Source organism: Methylobacterium sp. Leaf123 (assembly GCF_001423405.1).
Taxonomy (GTDB): Bacteria; Pseudomonadota; Alphaproteobacteria; order Rhizobiales; family Beijerinckiaceae; genus Methylobacterium.
Window position 1 is genome coordinate 238,600 of record NZ_LMNS01000012.1, and the last position, 25,282, is coordinate 263,881.

The 25,282-nt window shown below is 70.2% G+C and carries 21 protein-coding genes; 7 read left to right on the plus strand and 14 right to left on the minus strand.

Annotation, left to right across the window (positions count from 1 at the left end; genetic code table 11):
• Positions 1 to 74: 74 nt before the first annotated feature.
• The 10 genes from ASF53_RS10780 to ASF53_RS10825 all read right to left on the minus strand — a co-directional run bounded on the left by ASF53_RS10780 (position 75) and on the right by ASF53_RS10825 (position 9,728).
• On the minus strand, positions 75 to 1,445 hold the full coding sequence (locus ASF53_RS10780) for an O-antigen ligase family protein (RefSeq protein WP_056197784.1): 1,371 nt from the start codon (positions 1,443 to 1,445) through the stop codon (positions 75 to 77).
• 326 nt (positions 1,446 to 1,771) lie between these two features.
• A complete protein-coding gene (locus ASF53_RS10785) occupies positions 1,772 to 2,716 on the minus strand; it encodes a GNAT family N-acetyltransferase (RefSeq protein WP_056197787.1) in 945 nt (314 codons plus the stop codon).
• A gap of 276 nt (positions 2,717 to 2,992) precedes the next feature.
• A complete protein-coding gene (locus tag ASF53_RS10790) occupies positions 2,993 to 3,751 on the minus strand; it encodes an SDR family NAD(P)-dependent oxidoreductase (protein ID WP_082482638.1) in 759 nt (252 codons plus the stop codon).
• A complete protein-coding gene (locus ASF53_RS10795) occupies positions 3,748 to 5,109 on the minus strand; it encodes a class I adenylate-forming enzyme family protein (protein WP_056197789.1) in 1,362 nt (453 codons plus the stop codon). Before ASF53_RS10795 ends, ASF53_RS10790 begins: the two co-directional genes overlap by 4 nt.
• A 5-nt stretch (positions 5,110 to 5,114) precedes the next feature.
• Positions 5,115 to 5,372: a hypothetical protein gene (locus tag ASF53_RS10800; RefSeq protein ID WP_056197791.1), complete on the minus strand. Its 258-nt coding sequence runs from the start codon at positions 5,370 to 5,372 to the stop codon at positions 5,115 to 5,117.
• A gap of 39 nt (positions 5,373 to 5,411) precedes the next feature.
• Positions 5,412 to 6,326 (minus strand): alpha/beta hydrolase, encoded by a 915-nt coding sequence (locus ASF53_RS10805; protein ID WP_056197794.1) that lies wholly within the window; start codon positions 6,324 to 6,326, stop codon positions 5,412 to 5,414.
• 17 nt (positions 6,327 to 6,343) lie between these two features.
• Positions 6,344 to 7,276 carry an amino acid--[acyl-carrier-protein] ligase gene (locus tag ASF53_RS10810; RefSeq protein WP_056197796.1) on the minus strand — a complete coding sequence of 311 codons (933 nt, stop codon included), beginning with the start codon at positions 7,274 to 7,276 and terminating at the stop codon, positions 6,344 to 6,346.
• A gap of 174 nt (positions 7,277 to 7,450) precedes the next feature.
• Positions 7,451 to 8,653: an acyl-CoA dehydrogenase family protein gene (locus ASF53_RS10815; protein WP_056197798.1), complete on the minus strand. Its 1,203-nt coding sequence runs from the start codon at positions 8,651 to 8,653 to the stop codon at positions 7,451 to 7,453.
• Positions 8,654 to 8,749: 96 nt separating this feature from the next.
• Positions 8,750 to 9,019: a phosphopantetheine-binding protein gene (locus ASF53_RS10820; RefSeq protein ID WP_056197800.1), complete on the minus strand. Its 270-nt coding sequence runs from the start codon at positions 9,017 to 9,019 to the stop codon at positions 8,750 to 8,752.
• Between the two features lie 133 nt (positions 9,020 to 9,152).
• A complete protein-coding gene (locus ASF53_RS10825; protein WP_056197802.1) occupies positions 9,153 to 9,728 on the minus strand; it encodes a flavin reductase family protein in 576 nt (191 codons plus the stop codon).
• A 309-nt stretch (positions 9,729 to 10,037) separates the two neighbouring features.
• Between ASF53_RS10825 and ASF53_RS10830 the strand changes: the two genes are divergently transcribed.
• Both ASF53_RS10830 and ASF53_RS10835 read left to right on the plus strand, forming a co-directional pair.
• A complete protein-coding gene (locus ASF53_RS10830) occupies positions 10,038 to 11,741 on the plus strand; it encodes a thiamine pyrophosphate-binding protein (RefSeq protein WP_056197805.1) in 1,704 nt (567 codons plus the stop codon).
• A gap of 127 nt (positions 11,742 to 11,868) precedes the next feature.
• Complete coding sequence (locus ASF53_RS10835; RefSeq protein ID WP_056197807.1) at positions 11,869 to 12,207, plus strand: hypothetical protein; 339 nt, start codon at positions 11,869 to 11,871, stop codon at positions 12,205 to 12,207.
• 47 nt (positions 12,208 to 12,254) lie between these two features.
• Here the strand turns inward: ASF53_RS10835 and ASF53_RS10840 are convergent, their stop codons facing one another.
• Together ASF53_RS10840 and ASF53_RS10845 are read right to left on the minus strand one after the other, a co-directional pair.
• Positions 12,255 to 13,121, minus strand: coding sequence for a branched-chain amino acid aminotransferase (locus ASF53_RS10840; RefSeq protein ID WP_056197809.1), 867 nt, complete (start codon positions 13,119 to 13,121; stop codon positions 12,255 to 12,257).
• 26 nt (positions 13,122 to 13,147) lie between these two features.
• Entirely contained in the window at positions 13,148 to 13,582 is a 435-nt protein-coding gene (locus tag ASF53_RS10845; protein WP_056197811.1) for a cupin domain-containing protein, read from the minus strand.
• 494 nt (positions 13,583 to 14,076) lie between these two features.
• Between ASF53_RS10845 and ASF53_RS10850 the strand changes: the two genes are divergently transcribed.
• The 3 genes from ASF53_RS10850 to ASF53_RS10860 are packed head-to-tail and all read left to right on the plus strand — an operon-like array spanning position 14,077 to position 18,238.
• The gene (locus tag ASF53_RS10850; RefSeq protein WP_056197814.1) at positions 14,077 to 15,369 is read left to right on the plus strand and encodes an O-acetylhomoserine aminocarboxypropyltransferase/cysteine synthase family protein; all 1,293 of its coding nucleotides are present in this window, start codon (positions 14,077 to 14,079) and stop codon (positions 15,367 to 15,369) included.
• 32 nt (positions 15,370 to 15,401) lie between these two features.
• Complete coding sequence (metA, locus tag ASF53_RS10855) at positions 15,402 to 16,421, plus strand: homoserine O-succinyltransferase MetA (protein ID WP_056197815.1); 1,020 nt, start codon at positions 15,402 to 15,404, stop codon at positions 16,419 to 16,421.
• Positions 16,422 to 16,432: 11 nt separating this feature from the next.
• Positions 16,433 to 18,238, plus strand: coding sequence for a long-chain-acyl-CoA synthetase (locus ASF53_RS10860; protein WP_056197817.1), 1,806 nt, complete (start codon positions 16,433 to 16,435; stop codon positions 18,236 to 18,238).
• A 118-nt stretch (positions 18,239 to 18,356) separates the two neighbouring features.
• Here the strand turns inward: ASF53_RS10860 and ASF53_RS10865 are convergent, their stop codons facing one another.
• Positions 18,357 to 19,676, minus strand: a complete 1,320-nt coding sequence (locus ASF53_RS10865; protein ID WP_056197819.1) for a lipopolysaccharide biosynthesis protein — start codon at positions 19,674 to 19,676, stop codon at positions 18,357 to 18,359.
• A gap of 245 nt (positions 19,677 to 19,921) precedes the next feature.
• On the opposite strand from ASF53_RS10865, the gene ASF53_RS10870 reads away from it, so the two are divergent.
• Both ASF53_RS10870 and ASF53_RS10875 read left to right on the plus strand, forming a co-directional pair.
• Positions 19,922 to 22,258, plus strand: a complete 2,337-nt coding sequence (locus ASF53_RS10870; RefSeq protein ID WP_056197821.1) for a right-handed parallel beta-helix repeat-containing protein — start codon at positions 19,922 to 19,924, stop codon at positions 22,256 to 22,258.
• A complete protein-coding gene (locus ASF53_RS10875) occupies positions 22,255 to 23,142 on the plus strand; it encodes a glycosyltransferase family 2 protein (RefSeq protein ID WP_056197823.1) in 888 nt (295 codons plus the stop codon). The genes ASF53_RS10870 and ASF53_RS10875 overlap by 4 nt, the downstream gene beginning before the upstream one ends.
• Positions 23,143 to 23,214: 72 nt before the next feature.
• On the opposite strand, the gene ASF53_RS10880 is transcribed toward ASF53_RS10875, so the two are convergent.
• Positions 23,215 to 25,281, minus strand: coding sequence for a YgiQ family radical SAM protein (locus ASF53_RS10880; RefSeq protein WP_056197824.1), 2,067 nt, complete (start codon positions 25,279 to 25,281; stop codon positions 23,215 to 23,217).
• Position 25,282: the final 1 nt, after the last annotated feature.

The window sequence follows — 25,282 nt, forward strand, 5'->3', positions numbered from 1 at the left end:
CCCGTTTTGGGACAGCGGCCGCGGGCCGGAGGTGGTTTGGGTCTCATGCTTCAAGATGTGGGCCAGGATGCGCATCACGCGGGCGCCGCAACCGGGAGACCGAAGGCGGTGGCCGCCGGAACGGGCGTGGCCGCGCCCACCGGCTCGCGGCGCAGGGCGCCGATGCGGGCATAGGCCAGCAGCCCCACGAAGGTGAGGACATTGATGTTCCAGTCCTGAAAGATGCCCGGCGTCGTCATGCCGTTGAGGATCAGGAAGAACACGCAGGTGGCGACGAGGCGGCGTCCGGCAAGGTCGAGCTTCATCCCCCAGCGCAGGGCAGCCCCCAGCACCATCGCGCAGAGGCCGAGCCCGATCAGGCCGGTGCCGGCCCAGGCGCTCAGCAGCATGTTGTGCGAGCTGGAGATGAACACGGCGTCCCGCGCCAGCGTCTCCGCCAAGGCCGTGGTGGGAATGAGAAGCTGGATGAAGCGGTCGCCCGCTGCGTAGCCGGCGCCGACGAAGCGGTCCTTGGTCGCCTCGATGAAGACCGGCCAGAAGGTGCCGCGCCCGGTGGCGTCGGCCAGCTCCTCCGTGGGCTTCTGCAGCACCACCGAGACCACGTCGAGCAGGGCGGGGAAGGCCGACAGGCCGACCATCAGCACCACGAACAGGATCAGGTAGACGGTGAAGGCCGAGTAGCCGAGGCGGCGCAGCCGGCGGTGGCGCGATGCCACCATCATGCCGGGGGCTGCCGCGACGAGCGAGGCGGTGCTTGCGGCCGAGCCCGCGATGACGAAGCCGACGAAGGCGAGCAGGAGATGGGCGCGCCGGTGGGGGATGCGAGCGTCGAAGAGAACGAGGAAGGCGTGCGCGGCGCAGAGATAGGGCATCAGGTTGTGCTTGGCCGACGAGAACACGATCCCATGCGCGAAGTTGTCGAGGATGACCGGCGCCGTAGCGAGCAGCCACGCGACGGTGAACAGCGCGAAGAGGTTGGCGAGCCGCCGCTCGATATCGCTGCGGTCGAAGATCAGGATCGCGGCGAGGGTGAAGATCGCCAGCTCGACCGTCCGGTAGACGGTGTAGCTCGGCACGATCGACCACGCGGTGCTCAAGCCGTTCACGAGGATCATCAGCGTGAACGGCAGGTACGGCATCGAGAACGCCACCAGCAGGACGCGCCGGTCCACCGCGACCCGGGCCATGAGATAGAGCCCGGTCAGCCCGGTCATGACGATAAGAGCGAGGTTGGAGGCCGTCAGCCCCTGCTCCAGCACCGCGTTGCCGTCCTCCCGGGGGACGTTGAAGACCAGCGGCAGCAGCGCGAAGATCGTCGTCAGGGCGAACGGGACCGCCACCGGGCCGTTCAGCGGCCCCATCCGGGTCTCGAGTTTGTGGCGCGCCAGCGGGTAGAGCAGCGCGAACCAGACCACCACCGCGACGACCAAGAGGAAGTTCAGCATTCCGGCGATTCCATGGAGCGTCGTCTCAGCCTCGGCCGGGTGTCGAGAAAGCCGATCTCGTGCCCCTCCGATCCCGTGGGAGCCAACACTCTGTGGAGTCTTGGTTTATGGCGTCTTTCAGGCTGTGCGGCGCGTGCGCGACTCCGTGACCACTCGGAATGACGCCGGATTGATCTCGCTGCGGCTCGATCGGAATGTCGGTTTACGCTGAGCGCCGGGCGGATCGGCTTTGAGGCTCGCGATGACATCGACCGGGAACCTCATCCGTCCCCGTGTCGATCCGTTCTCCTGATTTTAGGCGGCCGCCGCTTCGGCGGCGAGCGCCCTCAGGATCCGAACAGGACGACCTCGGTATAGGTGAGGTCGCCGGTGGCCGGCGGGTTCGGGCCGCGGGCGTATTTCGGAGCGCGGCCCTCGAAGAAATGTCCGACGAGGCCGGGCAGCTTGCCCACGGCATCGAGCACGAACCACGGCATGGCGTGGTGCAGCATGAGATGCCGGCCGATCGCGCCGAGGAAGGCGGACAGGTCGAGCGCGGTCGAGCGGTAGACGAGCTGGAGGCAGGGCAGGCGCGGCCACCGGGTTTCCCCCGGCCGCAGCTTGATGGCGCGCCGCTGGAAGAGGACGGCCCAGGCCTTCTCCTCGTCCGAGCAGACGAGGCCGATGCAGCCATAGGCGATGTGGTCGGCCACCAGCCGGGCCTCCGCCTCCGGCAGCAGGCGCAGGGCCTCGGGCGTGGCCGCACGGACGCGGCGCCCCCGGCCGAAACCGGCGAGCAGCGGCATGACGAGCATCTGGCCCGAACAGACCGGCTTGAAGCCGCGCGCCTTGTGCATCTGCCACGTCTGCGGAGCGGGCGAGACGTTGGTGTAGGTCACCCGCTGGTCGCGCATGGCGAAGCCGTCGAGCAGGGTGCCCAGCGCCCGGAATTCCGGCAGAACGAACCAGCTCGACAGGTTGCAGCGCAGATGCGTGCCGGCCTCGTCCGTCACCATGCGGTAGAGCGCGAGCAGGACACCGACGATGGCCCCGTCCCGTTCCAGCACATAGCCGTAGCGCGGCACGTCGTCGGGCAGCGGCTGGGTGCGGTGCCGGTCGAGCCCGGTCCGCCAGTAGGTTTCGGAGCGATCGGGGAAGCCGACCTGCAGCAGCCGGACCACGGCTGCGAGGTCATCCTCCTCGATGGTGCGGCAGCGGACCTTGGGCCGCGCGCTGCGGACGCCCTCCCCCGCGGGCGGGACGTCTTCCACGGTCTCGTTCACCCCACTCATCGGCGGCCCCCTTCGGCTCGTCGTGCTGTCCGGCACCCGTTTTCGTCCCACGGCTCCGCGCGATCGAACCGTGAGCAAGGCGCGTGATCGTCCCGCTCGGAGACGCGCTCGAAAACAGAGCGAAATCAATGCCAGCCGGCTGATGCCGTTTCGGGATTGCCGGTCTTTTTGTCTGAGTTAGTCTCGTCGTTCGTTTTCCGCCCGGACAAGCCGGACTCTATTGATTTTCCGCCAATTTTGTCGAAGCACGTCTCGGCTCAGGGCCGCCGTCTGGCGTCAGGCGGTGCTGCCGGCGTCGATGGTGAGCACCGTGCCGGTGACGTTGCGGGCGCGATCCGACATGAGGTAGGCGACGGCGTCGGCCACGTCCTGCGGCTCGGCCAGCCGCTTGAGGGCGCTGCGGTTGGCCACGCGCCCGCGCTCGGCCTCGTCCATCTCGCCGGTCATCGCCGTCTCGATGAAGCCGGGCGCCACCGCGTTCACCGTCACGCCGAGCCGCCCGACCTCGCGGGCGAGCGACTTGGTGAAGCCGATCATCGAGGCCTTGGTCGCGGCGTAGACCGACAGCGCGTTGTAGCCGGTGAAGGCGATGATCGAGCTGACATTGACGATGCGGCCGGCGCCCGCCGTCATCATCCCGCGGGCGAGGTACTTGGTCAGCACCATCGGCGCGAGGGTGTTGAGGTGGACGAGTTCGGCGATCTTGGAAGCCGGCATCGTCGTCAGCAGACCGGGCGTGCCGAGCGCGGCGTTGTTGACGAGGCCGTAGACCGGGCCGTGCGCGGCCCGGATTTTCTGGGCGAGCGGCTGGAGCGCGTCGATCTCGCCGAGATCGGCAGCCATGAAGGCGATCCGGCCGGGGCCGGCGGCGTTCTGCGCCGCCTCCAGCGCCTCGCTCGGGCGCCGGGCGAGCGCCACCACGCGAAACCCGTCGCCGGCAAGCGTCTGGGCCATGGAGAGGCCGAGGCCGCGGCTCGCGCCCGTGACAACGACGAGGCGCCCGGTCTTAAGGTCGTCCTTGGAAACGTCGCTCACGCGCCCCTCCGCACCAGCTTGCCGCCCGACGTGATCGGCAGCGTGTCCACGAACCTCACGCTCGCCGGCACCTTGTGGCCGGCCAGGCGCGGGCGGCAATGGGCGATGATCGCCTTCTTCAGCGCCGCCTGATCCGTGCCCGCATCGGCGCGCAACACCACCTCCGCCTCGACCACTGCGCCGAGAATCGGGTTGGGGCGGGCGCGTACGCGGGACATCGAGACGCCGGGGAAGACGTTGATAACGGTCTCGACTTCTTCCGGCTGCACCTTGGCGCCGCCGACATTGATCACGCCGCTGCGCCGGCCGAGGAAGTGGTAGCGCTCGCCGCGAAGCTCCACGAGGTCGCCGGTATCGATGAAGCCGTCCGCGTCGATCAGCGCCTCGGGGGCCGCGCCGAGATAGCGCCGCCCGGTGCGGCCGGAGCGCACGAACAGGCTGTCCTCGCGCACGGTGATCTCGATCCCGGCGCGGGTGCCGATCAGCGAGGCCGGAAACCCCTCCTGCCCATCCTCGACGGTGAAGCCGACGCCGCCCTCGGTCGAGGCGTAGGCGTGGGCGATGCGCGCCTCAGGGAAGGCGTCGCGCAGGGCATCGAGGATGTTCTGGTCGGCGATCTCGCCCGAGAGCCGCACGTAGCGGGGGCTCAGCCGGTCGAGGGCCGCACTCATCAGGGCGAGGCGCCAGTGCGAGGGCGTGCCGAGGATGTGGGTGACCCCCGCCGTGCCGACGCGGACGAGATAGTCGCGCACCGGCTCGCCCGCATCGGAGAGCACGAGCGAGGACGGCCCGAGCATCGCCCGCAGGAAGACCTGAAGCCCGCCGTAGCGGCGGATGTCGTAGAAGGTGCTCCACACGGTGCCGGGCTCCGGCGCCGCGGCGGTGTTGATGCCGCCGGCCAAGCCTTCGAGGGTGTGGGCGACGAGCTTCGGTGCGCCGGTGGTGCCGGAGGTGGCCAAAGCCCATTCCGTCTCCCGCGGCGTCTCGGCGCCCGCGCGGACGGCGTCGGCCGCATCGATGCGCGCCAAGCCCGGCAGCGCCTCGGGGGCAAGACCCTCGGCATCGCTGACGCAGATCTCGGCCTCGGAATCGTGCGCAATCCGGGCGATGTGCTCCGGCGCGAGCTTCGGCGGAACGAGGGCGAGCCGGGCGGCGAGGCCGTCGAGCGCGATCATGGCGCGGGCCGCCGCCATCTGCCCGCCGACGGCGAGCAGCACCCGGCGGCCGGCGAGCGCCGCGGTCACGGCGGCGTCAGGATCGCCGGAGACGATCCCGGCGAGATCTTGTCGGCTGCGGTGGTCGGACAGGAACAGGCCGTCGAGACCGCCCGCCGCCGTAAGTCTCTCGCGCAGGATCATCGGGGTCAGGCCGCCTGCCGGGCCGCGGCGCGGTCGTAGAGGGCGACGAGGTCGCCGACCGTCACCGGCAGGTCGGAGGCATCCATCTCGCTGAACGGGTCGGCGCCGGTGAGATCCTCCATCCGCGCGACGAGGAGCGCGAAGCAGAGCGAGTCGAACTCGGTGTCGAGCATCACGAGGTCGTCGGTGATCGGCGGCATCGCCTTTTCCTGCTCGGCGGCGATGGCGGCGATCTCGGCGAAGACGGTCTCACGCAGGGACATGGGGGCTCTCCTCAAGGATGGGTTGGGCAAGGGGTGGGGTTAGGAGGCGCCGCGCAGGCATGCGCCGAAGTCGCGGGCGATCTCGGACAGGATCGGCCGGCCGCGCGGCACCAGCCGCCCGAGGCCGTAGAAGAAGTGGATCATGCCGGCATGCACCGTGTGGGCGGTCTCGATGCCCGCTTGCTCCAGACGCTCGGCATAGGCCCCACCCTCGTCGCGGACGGGATCGTATTCCGCGGTGTGGATGCGGGCCGGCGGCAGGCCGGTCAGATCCGCCTCGCGCAGGGGGCAGAGACGGGGCGACGGCGCGGCGGCTTCGGGACCGCAGGCCGCAAGGTCGCACCGGATCGTCGCCTCGTCGAGGAAGTATCCTTGCGCGAAATCGCGGCGCGAGGGGTGGCTGCCGTGCACGTCGAGCACCGGGCAGATCAGGAGCTGCGCCCGGATCGCGCCGCGCCGCTCCTGGCAGACCCGTGCCGCGAGCCCGGCCCCGGCGGAATCGCCGCCGATGCCGAGCCGGGCCGGATCGATCCCGAGTGCGTCCGCCTGCGCGGCGACCCCGTCCAGCGCCGCGAGCGCGTCGTCGAGGGCGGCCGGGAACGGGTGTTCGGGCGCGAGCCGGTAATCGACCGAGACGACGCGCAGGGCGCCGGCTTCGGCCAGCACCCGGCAGATCCCGTCATGGGTGTCGAGGCCGCCGGTCACGAGGCCGCCCCCGTGCAGGTAGACGAGGCCGGGGCCGCCCGCGCTACCCTCCGGCACGTAGAGCCGCGCGGCGAGCGGCCCGGCCGGACCCGGCAGGACGAGGTCGCGGGTCGCGACGCTCTCGGCGGTCAGGCCGGCGAGGCGCGCGAGCCCGCGCATCCCCTCGCGGCGGGCGTCGAGGGTGATGCCGTCCGAGCGTCCAAGCGCCATCATGTCGAGGAAGCGGCTGACATGCGGATCGAGCGGCATCGGACGGCGCCTTAACGTCAGAGCTTCAGCGCCGCGCGGACCGAGGCAGGCCACGCGTCGATGCGCTCGCCGTGGGTGGCGAACAGGGCCACCGCGAGGCGGTCCATGCCGAAGGCGACGCAGCCGGTATGGGCGGGCTCGCCGTCCTCGAGGTTGAGGCCCCAGGTCGTGCCGAAATGCTCGCGGTGATAGTTGAAGCTCATGCAGGCGGTGCCGGCGGCCGCCCCCCGGAGCGGGATCAGCAGCTCGAACTTCAGCGCCTGTTCGAGCTGGCTGAAGGCCATGATCTGGCCGAGCCGGCCGAAGAACGGATCGCTCGCGGTCTCGACCGTGTAGGGGAGCCCGAGTTCGTCGGCCATGGCGGTGGCGGTGGCGATCCAGCTCTCGCGGAAGGCGACGATCTGCTCCGGCGTGCCGATGCGGACGTATTCGCGCATCCGGAAGGATTGCAGCCGGTCGAGATGGCGCGAGGGCTCACGGCGGAAGCAGTCACAGGCGACGTCGAAGCGGTAGCCGGTGGCGGGCACCGCGCCGCGGGCGGCGGCGATCGGGTAGACCGGGTAGCAGGCGGCCGGGGTCAGCACGAGGTCGGCGGTCTCGAGGTCCGCGGTCCAGTCGCCGCCCTCCAGATGCTTGTCGGCGGAGGTGCGGATCTCCGTCTCGGTGCCCTCCAGGCAGGAGACGCAACCGAGAAGGTTAGGGAAGCTCTTGAGGTAGCCGTGCCGCTCCAGATGCGCCCGGCTCATCACCGGCGGGAAGCGGAACACCTCCGTGTCGGTCTCGCGCCGCGCCGAGATGAAGGCGGCCAGCGCCTCCACCACCGACTCATAGGCGCCGGTGCGGGCGTAGACGCCCTGCGCGTTCATCGGCTTGAACATCGCGTCGAACAGGGCGTCGAGCGGGTCGGAAGCGGGCGGTGAGGCCGGCGCGTTCATCACGGGCATGTTCATGGCGGGCAGTCCTTCGGCAATGGAGGCAGGTGGAGCCTTTGCTCCGCCTGTCGGGCGCGAAGAGCGCCCCGCGGAGCGGGCCTCGGCCAAGCCGAGGCTTCGAGCGTAGCGAAAGCCAAGGTCGCGGAGGCGACCGCCGGCGTTTGAGGCAGAAAAGAACGTCGCTGACCGCCTTCAGGCGCTCAGCGAGGCGGCAACCGGTGACATCAGCGTCGCGGTGGCGAGGTTGGCGGTGATCCGGTCGTTGTGGATCATGATCGGCGCCGAGAGGATGTCGCGCAGCGCCCGGCCGATGCTGAACGCGCCGTCCTGGCGGTAGCCGGCGAGCCCATTGGCGCGCAGGGCGCTCGACACGGTGGCGACGGCGAGTTCCGAGACCTCGACCTTGAGCATCGTCAGCGCGGTCTGCACGTCGAGGCCGGCCAAAGCCGCCGGGTCGCCCTCGGCGCCCTCGAAGGTGTCGAGCGCCTGCGTGATCAGGGCGCGGGCCTGTTTCAGGCTGGAGACGGCGCGGGCATAATGCAGCGCGCCGGGCGGGGCGACGCCGCCCGCGCCGCGCATCGCCGTGCGGGTGAAGGCCTGGGCGCGATCGACGGCGGAGGCCGCAATGCCGGCCCAGGCGCTCGACCAGAGGATGTGCGAGACCGGCGTCATGGTCTGGTTGTGGATGTCGCTGTAGCGGGCGGCGAGCACCTGCTCGGGGCGGCCGCGGGCGACGAGGCGGAAGCCGCTGCTGCAGGTGCCGCGCATGCCGAGCGTTTCCCAACCGCTCAGGCGCTCCAGGGTGTAATCCTCCTTCAGGAAGACGCAGAGCACTTGGTCGGAGGGGCCGGCCTCGGCCGAGCGGCGGGCGACGGTGACGACGCCGTCGGCCTGCGCGCCATAGGAGATCACGGTCGCGGCCCGTTCCAGGGTGACCGCCGCGCCGTCGGCCTGGATCGCCGCAGAGGAGGAGCGGACATTGCCGCCGCCTTGGCCCTCGGTGGTCGAGGAGGCCATCAGGAGCTGTTCGTCGGCGATGCGGCGCAGGAGGCCGTCCTGCCAGGGTTCGCCGCGGCCATGCCGGATCAGGCAGGCCATCTTGGTCTGATGCATGGCGAAGATCATTGCTGAGGAGGCGCAGGCGCGGCCCAGCACGTAGGCGATCTCGGCGAGCGTCCGGACCGAGGCGCCCTCCCCGCCGAGTTCGATCGGCACCGCCGCGCCGAGCAGGCGCTGCGAGCGGAAGGCGGCGACGGCTTCCTCGGGGAAGCGCCCGTCACAGTCCACCGCGTCCGCGTGGGTGGCGGCGATCGCGGCGGCGGCAGCGGCGCGGGTCAGGAGGTCGGCGGCATCGCCGGCGCGACTGTCCGGCTGGGGCGTGGGCTGCATCGTCATGGCGGGGCTCCGTTGGACTGAAGCCGGCCGGGCCGGCGGCACGTCAGAGATGTTCGTGAGGGGTGGCGCAGTCCGGGCTGGTCAGGGCTTGGCCGGTCAGGCGCTCGGGCCGCGCACGCTCTCGACCATCCGGGCGATGGTCTCGATCGAGTAGAAGTTCTTCGGCGTCAGGCTCGCGGGCGGGATCATGATGTCGAACTCCGCCTCGACCGCGACCATCAGGTTGACGAGATCGAGCGACGAGAGCCCGACATCGACCAGGGCGTCGGCCTTGTCGAATGCCGGCTTGATCGCGTGGCGGGCGGCGATCGCGTAGGCGAGGCCCATGGTGCGATCCGCGACGCTGGCTGTCACCGCTTGCGACATTGTCCTCTTTCCCTTTGGCCGGTGGCGACTGGATTGATCTGTGACGGGTTCGAATTCAGTACAGCCTGATTTTTACAAATACTCGTACTGATTACGCAGAAAAAGCGTTTATCGATCTTAAGTGTGTTGGTGGTTAACCTGCTTTGGAGCCGGCAGCATCGTGAAGGTGGCCGGTGCCGGGGGCCGCCGCATCCGGTGAGATCCCGATGAAGCGCCCGCCGCCATAGGCCAGGGCGGGCCGCTCGATCCGGTTCAGCCGCACCTCGCGCACCGCGCCGAGCAGGATCGCGTGGCTGTGCCGCTCGATGACCTCTTCCAGCGTGCAATCGACGATGGCCTGCGCCTCGGTGAGGCCGGAGGCGCCCGAGTCCATGATCGTCCACTCCGCGCCGCGATAGCGGGCGGCGCCCCGCAGCCCGCCGATGCCGGCGAAGCGCTCGGCGATTCCCTGCTGCCCGGCCGCGAGGATGCTGACGCAGAAATGCCGCCGCCGGGCGATGACCGGCCAGGTCGAGGAGGCGCGGTTGACGCAGACCAGCATGGTCGGCGGCTCGACGGAGAGGGAGACCGCCGAGGTGGCGGTGAGCCCCACCCGGTCCTCGCCGATCCCGGCGGTGATCACGACGACCCCGCCGACGAGGCGGCGCATCGCCAGCTTGAGGAGCCCCCCGTCGATGGCGGGCTCCGGCGCCAGCGCGGCGGCGGCCATCACGCCCACCCTCCGCCGAACGGGGCGGTCACGGTGCGGGGTGTCGATGATCTCCGGTGCGCAAGCATGGATCGCAATCCGTTCGTCGATCTGAAATGGGATCTTGTGAAACCTGCCCGTCCCGCGCCGGTCGAAACCGGACGTTATCGGTTCATCTCTATGTCGTTGCCTGTCCTTGCGGCTCGTCTGTGCAAGTCCAGGGCCCGGCTGGACGGGCCGGAAACTGTTCAGTTCCGGCACGAACCGCAGGATGTGCCGAGGGGCGGTCCCGAACCGGGACGCGTCCTGCCGTCAAGCGAGATCGAAGCGATGTCCCAGAGCCCCGACGCCGCCCTCCCCGCCCGAAGCCGCGGGCGGAACGCCGCCCAGGCGCTCGTGGATCAGCTCGCGGCCAACGGCGTCACCCATGTCTTCGCGGTGCCGGGCGAGAGCTACCTGCCCGTGCTCGACGCGCTCTACGAATCGGGCATCGCGCTCACCGTCTGCCGCCAGGAAGGCGGCGCGGCGATGATGGCGGAGGCCCATGGCAAGGCGACGGGGCGGCCCGGCATCTGCTTCGTCACCCGCGGGCCCGGCGCCACTAATGCCTCGGCCGGTATCCACATCGCCCAGCAGGATTCGACGCCGATGATCCTGTTCGTCGGCCAGATCGAGCGGGGTCTGCGCGACCGCGAGGCGTGGCAGGAGGTCGATTACCGCGCCGCCTTTGGGCCGATCGCGAAATGGGCCACCGAGGTCGAGACCGGGGCGCGGATGCCGGAATACGTCTCGCGCGCCTTCCACACCGCGACCGGCGGGCGACCGGGGCCGGTGGTGGTGGCGCTGCCGAAAGACATGCTGAAGGACGCCGCGGACGGGCCGCTGGCCCCGCCCTTCGCCGCCATCGAGGCCGCGCCCGGCGCGGAGGATCTGGAGCGTCTCGCCGCCCTGCTGGCGCAGGCCCAAAACCCCTTGCTGGTGCTCGGCGGCAGCCGCTGGACCGAGCAGGCCTATGCCGACATCCGCCGCTTTGCTGAGGCCTTCGATCTGCCGGTGGCCACGAGCTACCGCCGCCTGCCGCTGTTCGACCCGCTGCACCCGAACTACGCGGGCGATCTCGGGCTTGCCGCCAACCCGAAGCTGGTAGCGCGGGCCAAGGCCGCCGACCTGATGATCGTGCTCGGCGGTCGCCTCGGCGAGGTGGCGAGCCAGACCTATTCGCTCCTCGACATCCCGGCCCCCCGCACTCGGCTCGTCCACATCCATCCCGGCGCGGAGGAACTCGGCCGGGTCTATGTGCCCCATCTCGGCATCACCGCCGCACCGGCCCGGATGGCGGCGGCTCTGGCGCGGCTCGATGCGCCGGCCTCCGTCCCGTGGGCGGCGGAGACCCGCGCGGCCCATGACGACTATCTGGCGTGGTCGCAGATTCCGACGCCGCAGCCCGGCCCGGTCAATCTCGGGCAGGTGATGGTGCATTTACGCGAGACGCTGCCGGAGGATGCGATCCTGTGCAACGGCGCGGGCAACTACGCCGCCTGGATCCACCGCTTCTACCGCTTCCGCAGGCTGGCCACCCATATGGCGCCGACCTCCGGCTCGATGGGCTACGGCGTGCCGGCGGCCGTGGCGATGAAGCGGATCTTCCCCGACCGCACGGTGATCGCGATCAATGGCGACGGCGACTTCCTGATGAACGGCCAGGAATTCGCGACGGCCGTGCAGTACGGCCTGAACATCGTCTGCATCATCGCCGACAATGCGAGCTACGGCACGATCCGCATGCATCAGGAGCGGGATTTCCCCGGCCGCGTCCTCGCCACCGATCTCGTGAACCCGGATTTTGCCGCCTATGCCCGCGCCTTCGGCGGCGTCGGCTTCACCGTGGAGCGGACGGAGGATTTTCCGGCGGCGTTGGAGGCAGCCCTGGCGGCGCAGCGCCCGGCGATCATCCACGTGAAGTTCTCGGTCGATGCGATCACGCCGGGCCTGAGCCTCACGGCGATCCGCGAGAAGGCGCTGGCCGGCTCCTGAAACATCGAAGCCGCTCCACAATCGTTCAGGTGCGGGGTGCGAGAGACAAGCACGGCCGTTCGGCCCCGAGCGCGAACCAAAATTCGTTTCGTCGCGTTCCTAGCGGCTGATGAGGAGACGACCCGACATGAAGGCGATCTATGCAGTGGCGGCGGTAGGCCTGGGCTTGATGGGCTCCATCGCCTCGGTCTCGGCTCAGCCCTACGGCAGCCGTGACTATGGCTACGAAGACCGCGGCCGAGGATATGGCGGCCGCGATGACGATTACGAGGAGCGCGGCCGTGGCTATGGTCGTGGGGGCTATGGCCGCCGCGATTCCGGCAGCCGTGATTATGGCTTCGATGAGCGCGAGTATCTGCGCTGCAATCCGGACGTGCTCCGCGCGGTCCGACGGGGCCAGATGGAATCCGGAGCCGCGCACTACCAGACCTTCGGTCGCCGTGAGCGCAGACGTCTGAGCTGCTGACCGGGATTTACCCGTGGTAGCGGGTGCGAAGCTTGAACTTCGTCCCGCTACGACAGCCGCCCGTGGGCGAAATCCCAGTAGAGCTGGCGCGCCTGTCGAAACACCGGCCCCGGCTCGAAGCGGACCTCGTCGAGTCCGGTGACCGGGGCGACCTTGGCAAAGTTGCCGGCGGTGAAGACCTCGTCGGCGCCCAGGAAGTCCTCGTAGCGCAAAGTCTTCTCCACCACCGTGACGCCGGCCCCGCGCAGCAGCGCGAGGACGCGGGCGCGGGTGATGCCTGCCAGGAACGTGCCGTTCGGGACCGGCGTGTAGACGATGCCGTCCCGCACGAAGAAGGCGTTGGCGTTGGCGAACTCGGCGACGTTGCCGAGCCCGTCGAGCATCAGGCAATTCCCGAAGCCGCGCGACAGCGCCTCGGTGAGCGCCCGCGCCCCGTTGGGGTAGAGGCAGCCGGCCTTGGCATCGACGGGGGCGACCTCGATCGACGGGCGGCGGAAGGGCGAGAGCGTCGCCTTGACCCCCGAGGGCAGCGGCATCGGTGCCGTGTAGAGCGACAGGCACCAATTGGTGGAGGCGGGATCGAAGCGCACGCCGCCGGCGAACCCGCTCTCGGCCCAGTACATCGGCCGGATGTAGAGTTCGGCCTCAGGCGCAAAGCGCGTCAGCCCCTCGGCGACGAGGCGAGCCCATTCCTCGACCGCAACCTTCGGCGTGAGCCCGAGGGCGGTGGCCGAGCGGTTGACCCGAGCGAGATGCAGGTCGAGGTCGGGCGTAACGCCTTCGAAGGCGCGGGCGCCGTCGAACACCGTCGAGCCGAGCCACGCGCCGTGGGTGCGCGGCCCCATGATCCGGACGTTGCCGGGGTGCCACGCGCCCTCGAAGAAGGTCCAGGTATCGTGATCGGGAAACGTCATCGCGGCCGAGCCTCTCAGGGTGCCATTTAAGCGGCTTCGAGCTGTCCGCCGGAGCCGGAGCGGCGGCTCAGCATCCGCTTGGCCTTGCCGGCGGCGCGCAGGGCGAGCGCCACGACCTTCGGCTGCGTCTTCCGGCAGAAGGCGACCTTCCGCACGTAGCTCTCGACATGCCAGTGGCAGACCGCGCCGCGGGGAATGAACAGCACGTCGCCGGCCCGGAAGGTCTTGGCCGGGGAGACGCCGTCGCTGATCGTGGCCGAGCCCTCGATGAAGTGGATCGTCTCGTCGATGTCGTAATGCCACTCGAACCGGCCGGCGGTGCAGTCCCAGACGAGGGTCCAGGCCATGCCGTCGGCGCTGCGCGAGAGCATGGTGTTGCGCGCCACCGGCTGTCCCTCGTGGATCCAGCTCGGCTCGATCGGGGCGGCGCGCAGTTCGCCCGAGGTCACGGACGGAATCATCGCTGTGGTCGACACGGCATCCTCGCTGAAGCGCTCTTCGCCGAAACGGGGCGCCGGTTCGGCGCACGAGAAGGCGTTGATGACAAAGGGAGCAGGCGATCGGGACCATTCCGCAAGCGCCGAGCTTATCGGAAATCACGGTTCCGATCGGATGACAAGTCGATTGTGCGGTTATGACTAACGCAGGGCCGAGCGAAGACTGTCGAAGTTTGGCCGGTCGGCCATCGTATAAAGACTATGGTCGATTTGGCACGCTTGCACCGTTTCGGGACACGGGCGGCAAGACAGCGATTGAGACGGAAAGACGGGCCGTGCAGCCGCCGCCCGTGTCCCGGAGGTGATTTTCCGCGTCTTCGCTGTCAACAGCCAAGACTTGACGAAGATTCGCCTTCACCAAGTCTCGCAAGCTGTCATCCCGTTCCGGCACGGCAAAGTCTGGTCCAGGCCTTGCGCACAAAGCCCCAACTCCGCGGTTTCGGGACGGCTTACAAGACATGCGCAGCGAAACGATCGCCCTTCATGCCGGCTTCGACCACGACCCGACGACCCACGCGGTCGCGGTGCCGATCTATCAGAGCGTCGCCTACGCCTTCGACAGCGCCGATCACGGCGCCGCCCTGTTCAACCTGGAGGAAGAGGGCTTCCGCTACAGCCGGATCGCCAACCCGACCGTCGCGGTGCTGGAGCGGCGCGTGGCGGAGCTGGAGGGCGGCCATTCGGCGCTCGCCGTCGCCTCGGGGCAGGCGGCCCTGCACTACGCCATCGCGACCCTGGCCGATCACGGCGGCAACATCGTCGCGGTGCCCCAGCTCTACGGCACGACGCACACGCTCCTCGCCCATGTCCTGCCGCGCCAGGGCATCACCTGCCGCTTCGCCGCGAGCGATCGGGCCGAGGACATCGCGGCGCTGATCGATGGCGAGACCCGCGCCGTCTATTGCGAATCCATCGGCAATCCGGCCGGCAATATCTGCGATATCGAGGCGCTGGCGGCGGTGGCCCATGCCCACGGCGTGCCGCTCGTGGTCGACAACACCGTGCCGACCCCTATCCTGATGCGGCCGATCGATTACGGCGCCGACATCGTCATCGCCTCGCTCACCAAGTTCATGGGCGGCCACGGCACCACGCTCGGCGGCATCATCGTCGATTCCGGGCGCTTCGATTGGAAGGCGCAAGGCGCGCGCTTTCCGATGTTCACGCAGCCGGACGTGTCCTATCACGGCCTCGTCTATGCCGACCATTTCGGCCCCGGCGCCTTCGCCGCGCGGGCGCGCAGCGTCTACCAGCGCACCACCGGCGCGGTGCTGCCGGCGATGTCCGCCTTCCTGCTGCTTCAGGGCATCGAGACGGTGGCGCTGCGGGTCGAGCGCCATGTCGCGAATGCGCGCAAGGTCGCCGAGCACCTGCGGGCGCATCCGCAGATCGCCTGGGTGAACTATGCCGGGTTCGAGGATAGCCCGAACCACCCGATGGCGCGCAAATACCTGAAGGGGGAGGGCTCCTCGCTCCTGACCTTCGGCGTCGCGGGCGGGTTCGAGGGCGGCAAGACGTTCTACGACGCGCTGAAGCTGGTGAAGCGCCTCGTCAATATCGGCGACGCCAAGTCGCTCGCCTGCCATCCGGCCTCGACCACCCACCGGCAGATGACCCCCGACGAGCAGCGGGTCGCGGGCGTGCTGCCGGAGGCGATCCGGCTCAGCGTCGGCATCGAGCATATCGACGACATCCTCGAAGACCTCGACCAGGCGCTCGCCGCCGTGGCTCCCGCCGCGCTCGCGGCCTGACCCCTTCCCCATCGTTCCGGAGGAGACCCGCCATGCTGGACCACGGCACTCCGATCCAACCCGCGAGCCTGTCGTCGGCGGAGCTGGATCTCGGCCACGGTGGCCGGGACGGCGGCGTCGCGTGGCCCGCGCCGGTGCGGCCCAAGCTTCGCGTCGGCCTCCTCAACAACATGCCCGACAGCGCCCTGGTGCAGACGGAGCGGCAGTTCCGGCGCCTGATCGGTCCGGGCGTCGAGCTGCGCCTGTTCAGCCTCGACACGGTGCCGCGCGGTCCCCTCGCCCGCGCCCATCTCGACCGCTTCTACGGGACGCACGGCAAGCGGGCCGAAGATGCTTTGGCCGGGGCCGGACTCGATGCCCTCGTCGTCACCGGGGCCGAGCCGAAGGCCAAGCGTCTGGCCGACGAGGCGTTCTTCCCGGCGCTCGCGGCGGTGGTGGATTGGGCGGAGGCCAGCGGCCTCCCGACCCTGTTCTCGTGCCTGGCCGCGCATGCGGCCGTGCTGCACCTCGATGGAATCGAGCGCCAGCCGCTGCCGACCAAGCATTCCGGCGTCTATGCCTGCACGACGGTTGCCGACCATCCGTTGCTCGCCGGGATGCCGGCGCGCGTGGCGGTGCCGCATTCGCGCTGGAACGACCTGCCCGAACAGGCGCTGACCGCCCGCGGCTACCGCATCCTGCGCCGCTCCGAGCAGGTCGGCGTCGATCTGTTCGTCCGCGAGGGCGGCGCGCCGATGGTCTTCCTCCAGGGCCACCCGGAATATGACGGCGACACGCTCGCCCGCGAGTACCGCCGGGATATGGGCCGCTTCCTCGATGGCGAGCGGGACACCGCGCCTGCGCTGCCTGAGAATTACTACGCCGACGGGGCTGCCCTGCGCCTCGACGCCTTCGCCGCGGTGGCGCGGGCCTATCGCTCGCCGGCCCTGCACGCCGACTTCCCGACCATGGCCGAGACCCCGCCCCGGCCCGCCGATTGGCAGGAGGGTGCTGCCGGGCTGTTCCGCAACTGGCTCGCGCTGATCTCCGCCCGCACCGTGCTCGCCGCGTGAGGGCGCCCGCGATGGACCAGTCTCTCGCCGTAGCGCCCTCCTCGGACGCCGCCGCCTCGCCGCCTCGCCCCTCCTCCACGGCGGGCTGGCTCGGGGCCCTGGCCCGCACGGCGCGGATCGACGCGAGCCCGGAGCGCATCTTCCCCCTCGTGCTGGATGCGGTGGCCGCCGAGCGCCCCCACGCGCCGGCCCTGATCGGCCACGACGAGACCCTGAGCCATGGGGCCTTCGCCGCCCGCCGCAACCGCTACGCTCGCTGGGGGCAGGCGCGCGGGCTCGCCAAGGGCGACACCGTCGCCCTCTTGATGCGCAACAGCCCGGATTATCTCGCGGTCTGGCTCGGGCTCACCCGCGTCGGCGTCTGCGTCGCGCTGCTCAACACCCATCTGCGCGGCGCCGGCCTCGCCCATTGCCTTGCGGTCGCCGCCCCCCGGCTGATCATCGCCGCCGCCGATCTCGCCGAGGTGCTGGACGGGGCCCTGCCCCATCTCACCGAGCGGCCGGAGATCGTGTGGCAGGGGTCGGACGCGACCGACACGCTCGCCGCCGCGTCGGCAGGTTTCGACGCGGCTCCGCTCGGGCCCGACGAGGCGCCCTCCATCACGCTGCGCGATCCGGCGCTGCTGATCTACACCTCCGGCACCACCGGCCTGCCGAAGGCTGCGCGAGTGAGCCACCACCGGGTGATGATGTGGACCCATTGGTTCGCCGGCCTGATCGACCCGACGCCGGATGACCGCATGTACGATTGCCTGCCGCTCTACCACAGCGTCGGCGGCGTGGTGGCACCGGGCTCGGTGCTGCTCGGCGGCGGCTCGGTGGTGATCCGGGAAAAGTTTTCCGCCAGCCGGTTCTGGGCCGACGTGGCCGAGAGCGGCGCGACCCTGTTCCAGTATATCGGCGAGCTGTGCCGCTACCTCACGCTCGCCGCGCCCGACCCCGCCGAGGGCCGGCACCGCCTGCGGCTCTGCACCGGCAACGGCATGCGCGCGGAGGTCTGGGAGGCGTTCCAGGCGCGCTTCGCGATCCCCCGCATCCTCGAATTCTACGCCGCCACCGAAGGCACGCTCTCGCTCTACAACGTCGAGGGCCGGGTCGGCGCGGTCGGGCGCGTGCCCTCCTTCATGGCCCGGCGCTCGCCGGCCCTGATCGTCCGCCACGACGTCGCCACGGGCCTGCCCGCGCGCGATGCGCAGGGGCGCTGCATCCCGGCCGAATTCGGCGAGGCCGGCGAGTTGCTCGGCCGGCTCTCGGAGCGGGCGGAGTACACGTTCGAGGGCTATACCAGCGCCCCCGAGAGTGCGCGCAAGGTGCTGCGCGACGTGATCGAGCCCGGTGACGCCTGGATGCGCACCGGCGACCTGATGCGCCGGGACGCGCAGGGCTTCTTCACCTTCGTCGATCGGATCGGCGACACCTTCCGCTGGAAGGGCGAGAACGTCGCCACCACCGAGGTCGCCGATGCGCTCCACCGGGTGGCCGGCGTGCGTGAGGCCAACGTCTACGGCGTGTCGGTGCCAGGGGCGGAGGGCCGCGCCGGCATGGCGGCACTCGCGGTCGGGCCGGACTTCGACCTCGCCCATCTGCACGCCGAGATGGAATCCCGGCTTCCGGCCTATGCCCGGCCGCTGTTCCTGCGCCTGAGCGACGAACTCGGCCACACCGAGACCTTCAAGCAGAAGAAGGTCGCCCTGGCCGAGGACGGCTTCGACCCGGACCGGACCGACGACCCGCTCTACATCGACCGCGACGGCGCCTACCGCCGGATCGACGCGGCGCTCTACGCGGAGATCGCCGGGGGCCGGCTCCGGCTGTGACCTGGGTTCCCAAAGGGATCATCCCTTTGGCGGGGCGCCGGGGCAGCGCCCCGGCTTCCCTCAACCAGGGCTCTGCCCTGGACCCGCGAAAGGGATGATCCCTTTCGAAACCCGATCGTCAGGCCGGTTGCAGGCTGCCGAGCGGCCCTGACGGGGCTCGCAGAACGCGTCGGAGCAGTCCGGCGAGGACGAGGCAGACCAGCACTTCGCTCGTGATCGCCACGCCGAGCAGGCCCTCGATGCCGAACCCGCGCACCGCCGGGTAGACCAAGGCGAGGTTGAGGGCCGCGGCCACCGCTGTCGCGGCGAAGACCGCACCGGTCCGTTCCAGGGCGCGGAAGGCGCAGATCTGGGCGAAGGAGACGAGCGAGACCGGAAACAGCAGCGAGTACCACGCTACCACCCAGGCATAGGCCGCCATGTCGGGCCCGAACGCCGCCGCGAGCAGGCTTTGGCCGGTGAGCGCGAGTAGCGCCGTGAAGCTCAGGCCCCCGGCAAAGCCGATGGCGGCGGTGATGCCGATGACCGGCCGCAGACCGTCGAGGCCGCTTCGCGACAGCGCCCGGCCGGCGATGGGCGGGACGATGTTCTCGAGGGCATCGCGGATCAGGTTGAGAACCCCGAGGATGCTCTGCGCCGCGCGCAGCACGCCGATCAGCGTCACCCCGAGCAGGGCCCCGGCGACGAGCAGGCCGCCATAGCCGCTCAGCCATTGCATCAGCCCGGTCAGCACCAGCCAGCGGCCGGAATGCCATTGCCGCCGGCTCGCCGCGCCGAATTCGCCCGCGCGCCACGCCAGCGCCCCCCGGAACGGGATCGCGCACAGGCAGGACAGGGCGGCCGAGGCCCCGACGACCTCCAGGGCGCGGGCCGGCGTGAGCATCCCCGCCCGGCTGAGCAGGATCAGCCCCGCGAGTTTGACGCCCTGGTTGAGCCCATCGATCCCCAGCACGACCGGCGGCCGGCCACGGGCGAACAGGTAGCGGCGGCAAAAGTCCTGGGCGAGGTGGGCCGCGCAGGCGGCGCCTGCCGCGAGCGCCAGCGCCCGGTCGCCGAAGGCCAGGGCGAGCCCGATCGCGACGGCCCCGCCGGCGAGCACCAGGAAGGCGGCCTCATGGACGAGGACGATGGCGTAATAGGCCGGCCGCGCCTCGTCACTCAGGCCCGGCCCAATGCTGATCATCGGGCAGACGACGAGGCCGAGCTGCAGGCTGACGGTGAGCAGCACCGCGATCCAGGCGGTCGAGAACAGGCCGAAGGCCTCCAGGCCGAGGGCGTGCGCCAGCACGATGGTGGTGGCGAAGTTGCACGCACTCACCAGCGCCTGATCGCCCACCGAGAGCGCCGGCCCGGTCACCCCTTTCCCGGAAACCTTTCGCCCGAGAGCCGCGCGGCGGGCGCCGGCCAGGGCACGGAGGTCGCGCGGGAGGGCAGGCATGCGGTGTCCCAGTGAGGGCGAGGTGATGGAAAAGGCGGCCGGAAGGATGGCCCGGCGACCCTAGACGAGGCGGGCGCCGGCACCACGCGGACATCGGGAGAGGCGGCGGCGATTCCTCGATCGTTCGGGGTACGTCGGAAGTACGGGCCGGCGCGCTCCCGATGCGCCGCCGGCCTCGATTGTCAGGACGCACGCCGCCCGCAAGACTCCGCCCCGATCGAACCGGCGGCGATGGGCGAGTGTTGATGGCAGCGACGACGACCATCCAGGCCCTGTCGCGGGAAAGCCGCCTCGCCGAACTGTTCCTGGGAGCACTCGGCATCGCGTTTGCCGGGTACATGATCTTCGGCAAGAGCTTCGCCTATCTCGGCCTGCCGCCGCTCTATGCCGGCGAGTTGCTGTTCCTGCTGGGGCTGCTGGCCGCGCTGCGGGCGCGATCGGGCCTCAACTTCGCGGCCGGGCTCGCCACCGCACCGGCCCTCTGCCTTGCCGCGCTGATGGGCTGGGTGCTGCTGCGGACGCTCGCGGGCTTGCGCGAGTACCGGGTCGATGCCCTGCGCGACGGCGCGGTCGCGCTCTATGGCGGCTACGCCTTCGTCCTGATCGCCCTCCTGCTGGACGATCCGCGGCGGCTTGGGAGCCTGCTGCGGATGTTCCGCTGGCTCGCGCGCATCGTGATCCCGCTGGCGATCATCGCCTTCATCCTCGGCGACGTGCCGTTCTTTGCCGCGCGGGCCGGCGAACTCTCGGCCCATCTGGCCGGGGCCTGCGTGCTGGCTTTGGTCGGCCTCGTCCGGGTCGGGCCGGGCTGGATCGCCTTCGTCGGCCTCGGCGCGGTGCTCGCCGCCGCGCAGAACCGCGGCTCGATGCTGGCGATCGCCGTGCCGGTCTGCCTCGCCCTCCTGGCGGTCGGGCAATGGAAGCGGATGGCCGCGACGCTGATCGTCGGCGCCGGCCTTCTGGGCGCCGCCGCCGCCCTCGATCTCGAGGTGGAACTGCCCAACAGCGACCGGCCGGTCAGCGCCGCGGCGGTGGTGAACAACATCGTCAGCATCGTTGCACCGAGCACCGGCGGCAACCTCGACGACACCAAGCAGTGGCGGCTGCGCTGGTGGAACACCATCGTCGGCTACACCGTGCACGGCCCCTATTTCTGGACCGGCAAGGGGTTCGGGCCGAATCTGGCCGAGGCCGACGGCTACGTGGTCGGGCTGGAGAATGGCGGGCCGACCCTGCGCAGCCCGCACAGCATCCACATGACCTACCTCGCCCGCGGCGGCGTGCCGGGCCTCGCCCTGTGGCTCCTCACCTGCGCCGTCTGGATGGTGGCGATGATCGCCGCCTTCTGGCGGGCGCGCCGGATGGGCGAGCGGAAATGGGAGGGCTTCTTCCTGTTCATCGCCTGCTACGTCGCCTCGATCATCATCGATGCGAGCTTCGACGTCGCCCTGGAAGGGCCGATGCTGGCGATTCCGTTCTGGACGCTGATCGGCATCGGCATCGGCGGCGCGATGATCTTTCGGGCGCAGGTCGACGCCCTCCCCTCCGCCACGCCGGTCCGCCCCCGACGGGTGCGGGGATTGTCCTTGGGGGCGCTTGTCGGTCTCGCGCTCCTCGCCCCCTGGCCCGCCGCACCTGCCCGTGCCGAGGAGACCCGCCGCACCGTCAGCGACCCGTCCGGCCCCTGCCTCGTGCTGCGCGACGTCTCCGACCGGACGATCGAAGGTCTCGACCTCGGGCCCTGCGGCGCCGAGGGGGTGCGGATCGAGCGTTCGCGCAACGTGACGATCCGCAATCTCACGATCCGCGACACCGGGGATGTCGGCATCTACATCGAGGGCAGCGAGGGCATCACCATCGAGGAGAACCGGATCGAGAACACCCTCTCGGGCATCCGCGCGCTCTCCTCCACCGGGGTCGAGGTTCGCTGCAACAGCGTGCGCAACGTGCGCGGGCCGATCCCCGCCGGCCAGTTCGTTCAGTTCGACAAGGTGACGGGGCCCGGCAACGGCATTGCCTGCAACATCGGCGAGAACGAGCCCGGCCGCGGTGTGCCGGAGGACGCGATCAGCCTGTTCCAATCGCGCGGCGAGCCGGGCCGGCCGATCCTGGTCAGCCGCAACCGCCTCGTCGGCGGCGGCCCGAGCCAGTCCGGCGGCGGGATCATGCTCGGCGACGGCGGCGGCGCTTATCTGGAAGCCCGCGACAACCTGCTGATCGATCCGGGCCAGTACGGGATCGCGGTGGCGAGCGGCAGCCACATGACGATCGCCGGCAACGTGGTGATCGCCCGGCCGCAGCTCTTCACCAATGTCGGCATCTCGGTCTGGAACCAGTACGCCGAGCCCTGTCACACGGTGACGGTGAGCGGAAACAGCGTCGATTGGCGCGCCCGCACCGGCCGGCCCAACCCATGGTGGGACGCCAAGAACTGCGCTGGCACGCTCTGGTCCCTCAACCGGACGCTTACCCTCGATCCGCAGCGCGAGATCGCGGCTCAGCCGGCCTGCGCCTGCCGGACGGCCGGGCGTACCGCCGCATCCCCCGCCCTCCCCAAGAGCCCGAAGGAAGCCGCGCGATGAGCGAACCGGTGCGAGGCCGTGTGCAAGACTCCTTGCAAGAGCCGGTCGATGCGGAGCGCCCCGACATCGTGGTGCTGGCGCTGGCGCGCAATTGCGCGGCCACCCTCCCCGCCTTCCTCGGCTTCCTGGCCTCCTTGAGGGCGGCGGGGCTCGATTGCCGCGCCCTCGTCGGCGAGAACGATTCCCGCGACGGCACCGGAGCCCTGCTCTGGGCGGCGCAGGCGCGGGGCGAACTCAGCCATGTCCCCACCGCCTTCATGGCCGACATCCGCGGCCGGCTGGCGCGGATGGCCCGCGGCCGCGAACATCTCAAGCGGGTGCTCGACGGACAGGGGCCAGCGCCCGCCTATGTCTGTGTCGCCGATATCGACAACGTCATGGCCCGCCCGCCCGAAGCGGGGGCGGTTCTGGCGGCGCTGGCCAAGCTGGAGCGGCCGGGCCTGTTCGCCGTCTCGGCGGCGTCGCAGCCGCACTATTACGATCTGCTCGCCTACGAGGACGAGGCGGTGAGCTACGAGCATCTGCTCGACGACATCGCCCGCCATCGCCGCGGCGCGCTCGGCTATTACCGCTTCTTCTCCGACACGATCTATCCCGCGCAAAGCGCCCTGACGCGGGAGCGCGAGACGACATGCCTCTCGGCCTTCAACGGGCTGACGCTCTATCGCGGCGCGGATTACCGGCTCGGCTCCTATCTCGAAGACGATTACGCACGCTGCGAGCACCTCACCCTCAACCGCCGCATCGCCGCCGCCACGGGGCGGCGGATGCTGGTCGATCCGGGCCTTGTCCTGCGCACCCCCGGCGACCACGCCCAGCGCGGCTTTCTCTCGTTCTACGCGAGCCGGGTGCGCAAGATGGCGGTCGCCCGGCTGCGGGGGTGACGGGTTTCGCCGTCGGCGGCTGAGGGGCGTCAGCCGCGTTTGCACCACCCGCGTCTCAGGCGCCTGAGACCGTCACTTCCGAATCGGTACGCCCTTCGTGGTGAAGCGCTGCCCGCCACCCGCGGCGCGTACGGGGCGCGGCTGGCCTCGCCCCTTGCCCACGCCCAAACCCGTTCCCGGCGGCTGCGAGAACGGCACGAGCTGGTCCGGCCTCGGCCCGATGAGATCCGCCCGACCCATCTCGCGCAGCGCCTCGCGCAGGAGCGGCCAGTTCTCGGGGTCATGGTAGCGCAGGAACGCCTTGTGCAGCCGCCGCTGCCGCAGGCCCTTGATCGCATCGACCCGCTCGCTGCCGCCGCGCCGCACGCCCTGCAAGGGGTTGATCTCGGTGTGATACATGGTCGTGGCGGTCGCCATGGGCGAAGGCAGGAAGGTCTGCACCTGATCGGCGCGGTAGTCGTTCTTCTTGAGCCAGAGGGCGAGGTTGAGCATGTCCTCGTCGGTCGTGCCCGGATGCGCCGCGATGAAATACGGGATCAGGTAGTATTTCTTGCCGGCCTTCTTGGCGGCGGCGTCGAACATTTCCTTGAAGCGGTCGTAGGTGCCGATGCCCGGCTTCATCATCAGGTCGAGGGGGCCGCGCTCGGTGTGCTCGGGGGCGATCTTGAGACGGCCGCCGACATGGTGGGTCACCAGCTCCTCGACATATTCGGGGCTGCGGACCGCGAGGTCGTAGCGCACGCCGGAGGCGACCATCACCTTCTTGACGCCCTTCACCTCGCGGACCTTGCGATAGAGCCGGATCAGGTCGTCGTGCGAGGTGTTCAGGTTGGGGCAGATGTCCGGGAAGACGCAGGACGGCAGCCGGCAGGCCGCCTCGATCTTCGGGTCCTTGCAGGCCATCCGGTACATGTTCGCGGTCGGCCCGCCGACATCCGAGATCACGCCGGTGAAGCCCGGCGTCTTGTCGCGGATCCGCTCGATCTCGCGCAGAATCGAACCCTCCGAGCGGTTCTGGATGACGCGGCCTTCGTGCTCGGTGATGGAGCAGAAGGTGCAGCCGCCAAAGCAGCCGCGCATGATCGTCACCGAGAACTTGATCATGTCCCAGGCGGGGATCTTCGCGTCGCCGTAGGACGGGTGGGGGGCACGGGCGTAGGGCAGGTCGTAGACCGCATCCATCTCGTCGCTGGTCAGCGGGATCGGCGGCGGGTTCAGCCACAGGTCGCGGTCGCCGTGGCGCTGGACGAGCGGGCGCGCATTGCCGGGATTGGCCTCCCGGTGCAGCACGCGCGAGGCCCGGGCATAGGCCTCCTTGTCGTCCTTGACCTCGTCATAGGCGGGGAGCCGGATCACGGTGTCGCCGGGCCGGCGGGCGGCGGCCTCGTCCGTTGAGTCGAGATCGTCGGCGGGCAGCTCGGTGTAATGCTCGGGCACGCGGCGGAACAGGGCGACGCCCCGGACCGACTCGAGTTCGTGCGGAGCCTCGCCGGCCGCCAGGCGGTTCGCCACCTCGACCACGGCGCGCTCGGCATTGCCGTAGAGGAGCAGATCGGCCTTCGCGTCCGCCAGGATCGAGCGGCGCACCTTGTCGGACCAGTAATCGTAATGGGCGATCCGGCGCAGCGACGCCTCGATGCCACCGAGCACGATCGGCACGTCCTTGTAGGCCTCGCGGCAACGCTGCGTGTAGACGATGGTGCAGCGATCCGGCCGCCGGCCGCCTTCTCCGCCGGCGGTGTAGGCGTCGTCATGGCGCAAGCGACGGTCCGCTGTGTAGCGGTTCACCATCGAATCGAGGTTGCCGCCGGTCACGCCGAAGAACAGATTCGGCTTGCCCAGGGCCTTGAACGGCTCCGCCGACTGCCAGTCGGGCTGGGCTATGATGCCGACCTTGAACCCCTGCGCTTCGAGCAGCCGGCCGATGATCGCCATGCCGAAGCTGGGATGATCGACATAGGCGTCCCCGGTCACCAGAACGATGTCGCAGGCGTCCCACCCGAGCGCCGTCATCTCGGCGCGGCTCATCGGCAGGAACGGCGCAGCCATTCCGGGGGGCGGTTTGCAGGCCAGGGGGGCCACGGGAGCCAAGGGGGCTACGGGAGCCAAGGATCGCTCAGTTGAAGCTCGGAGTTCCATG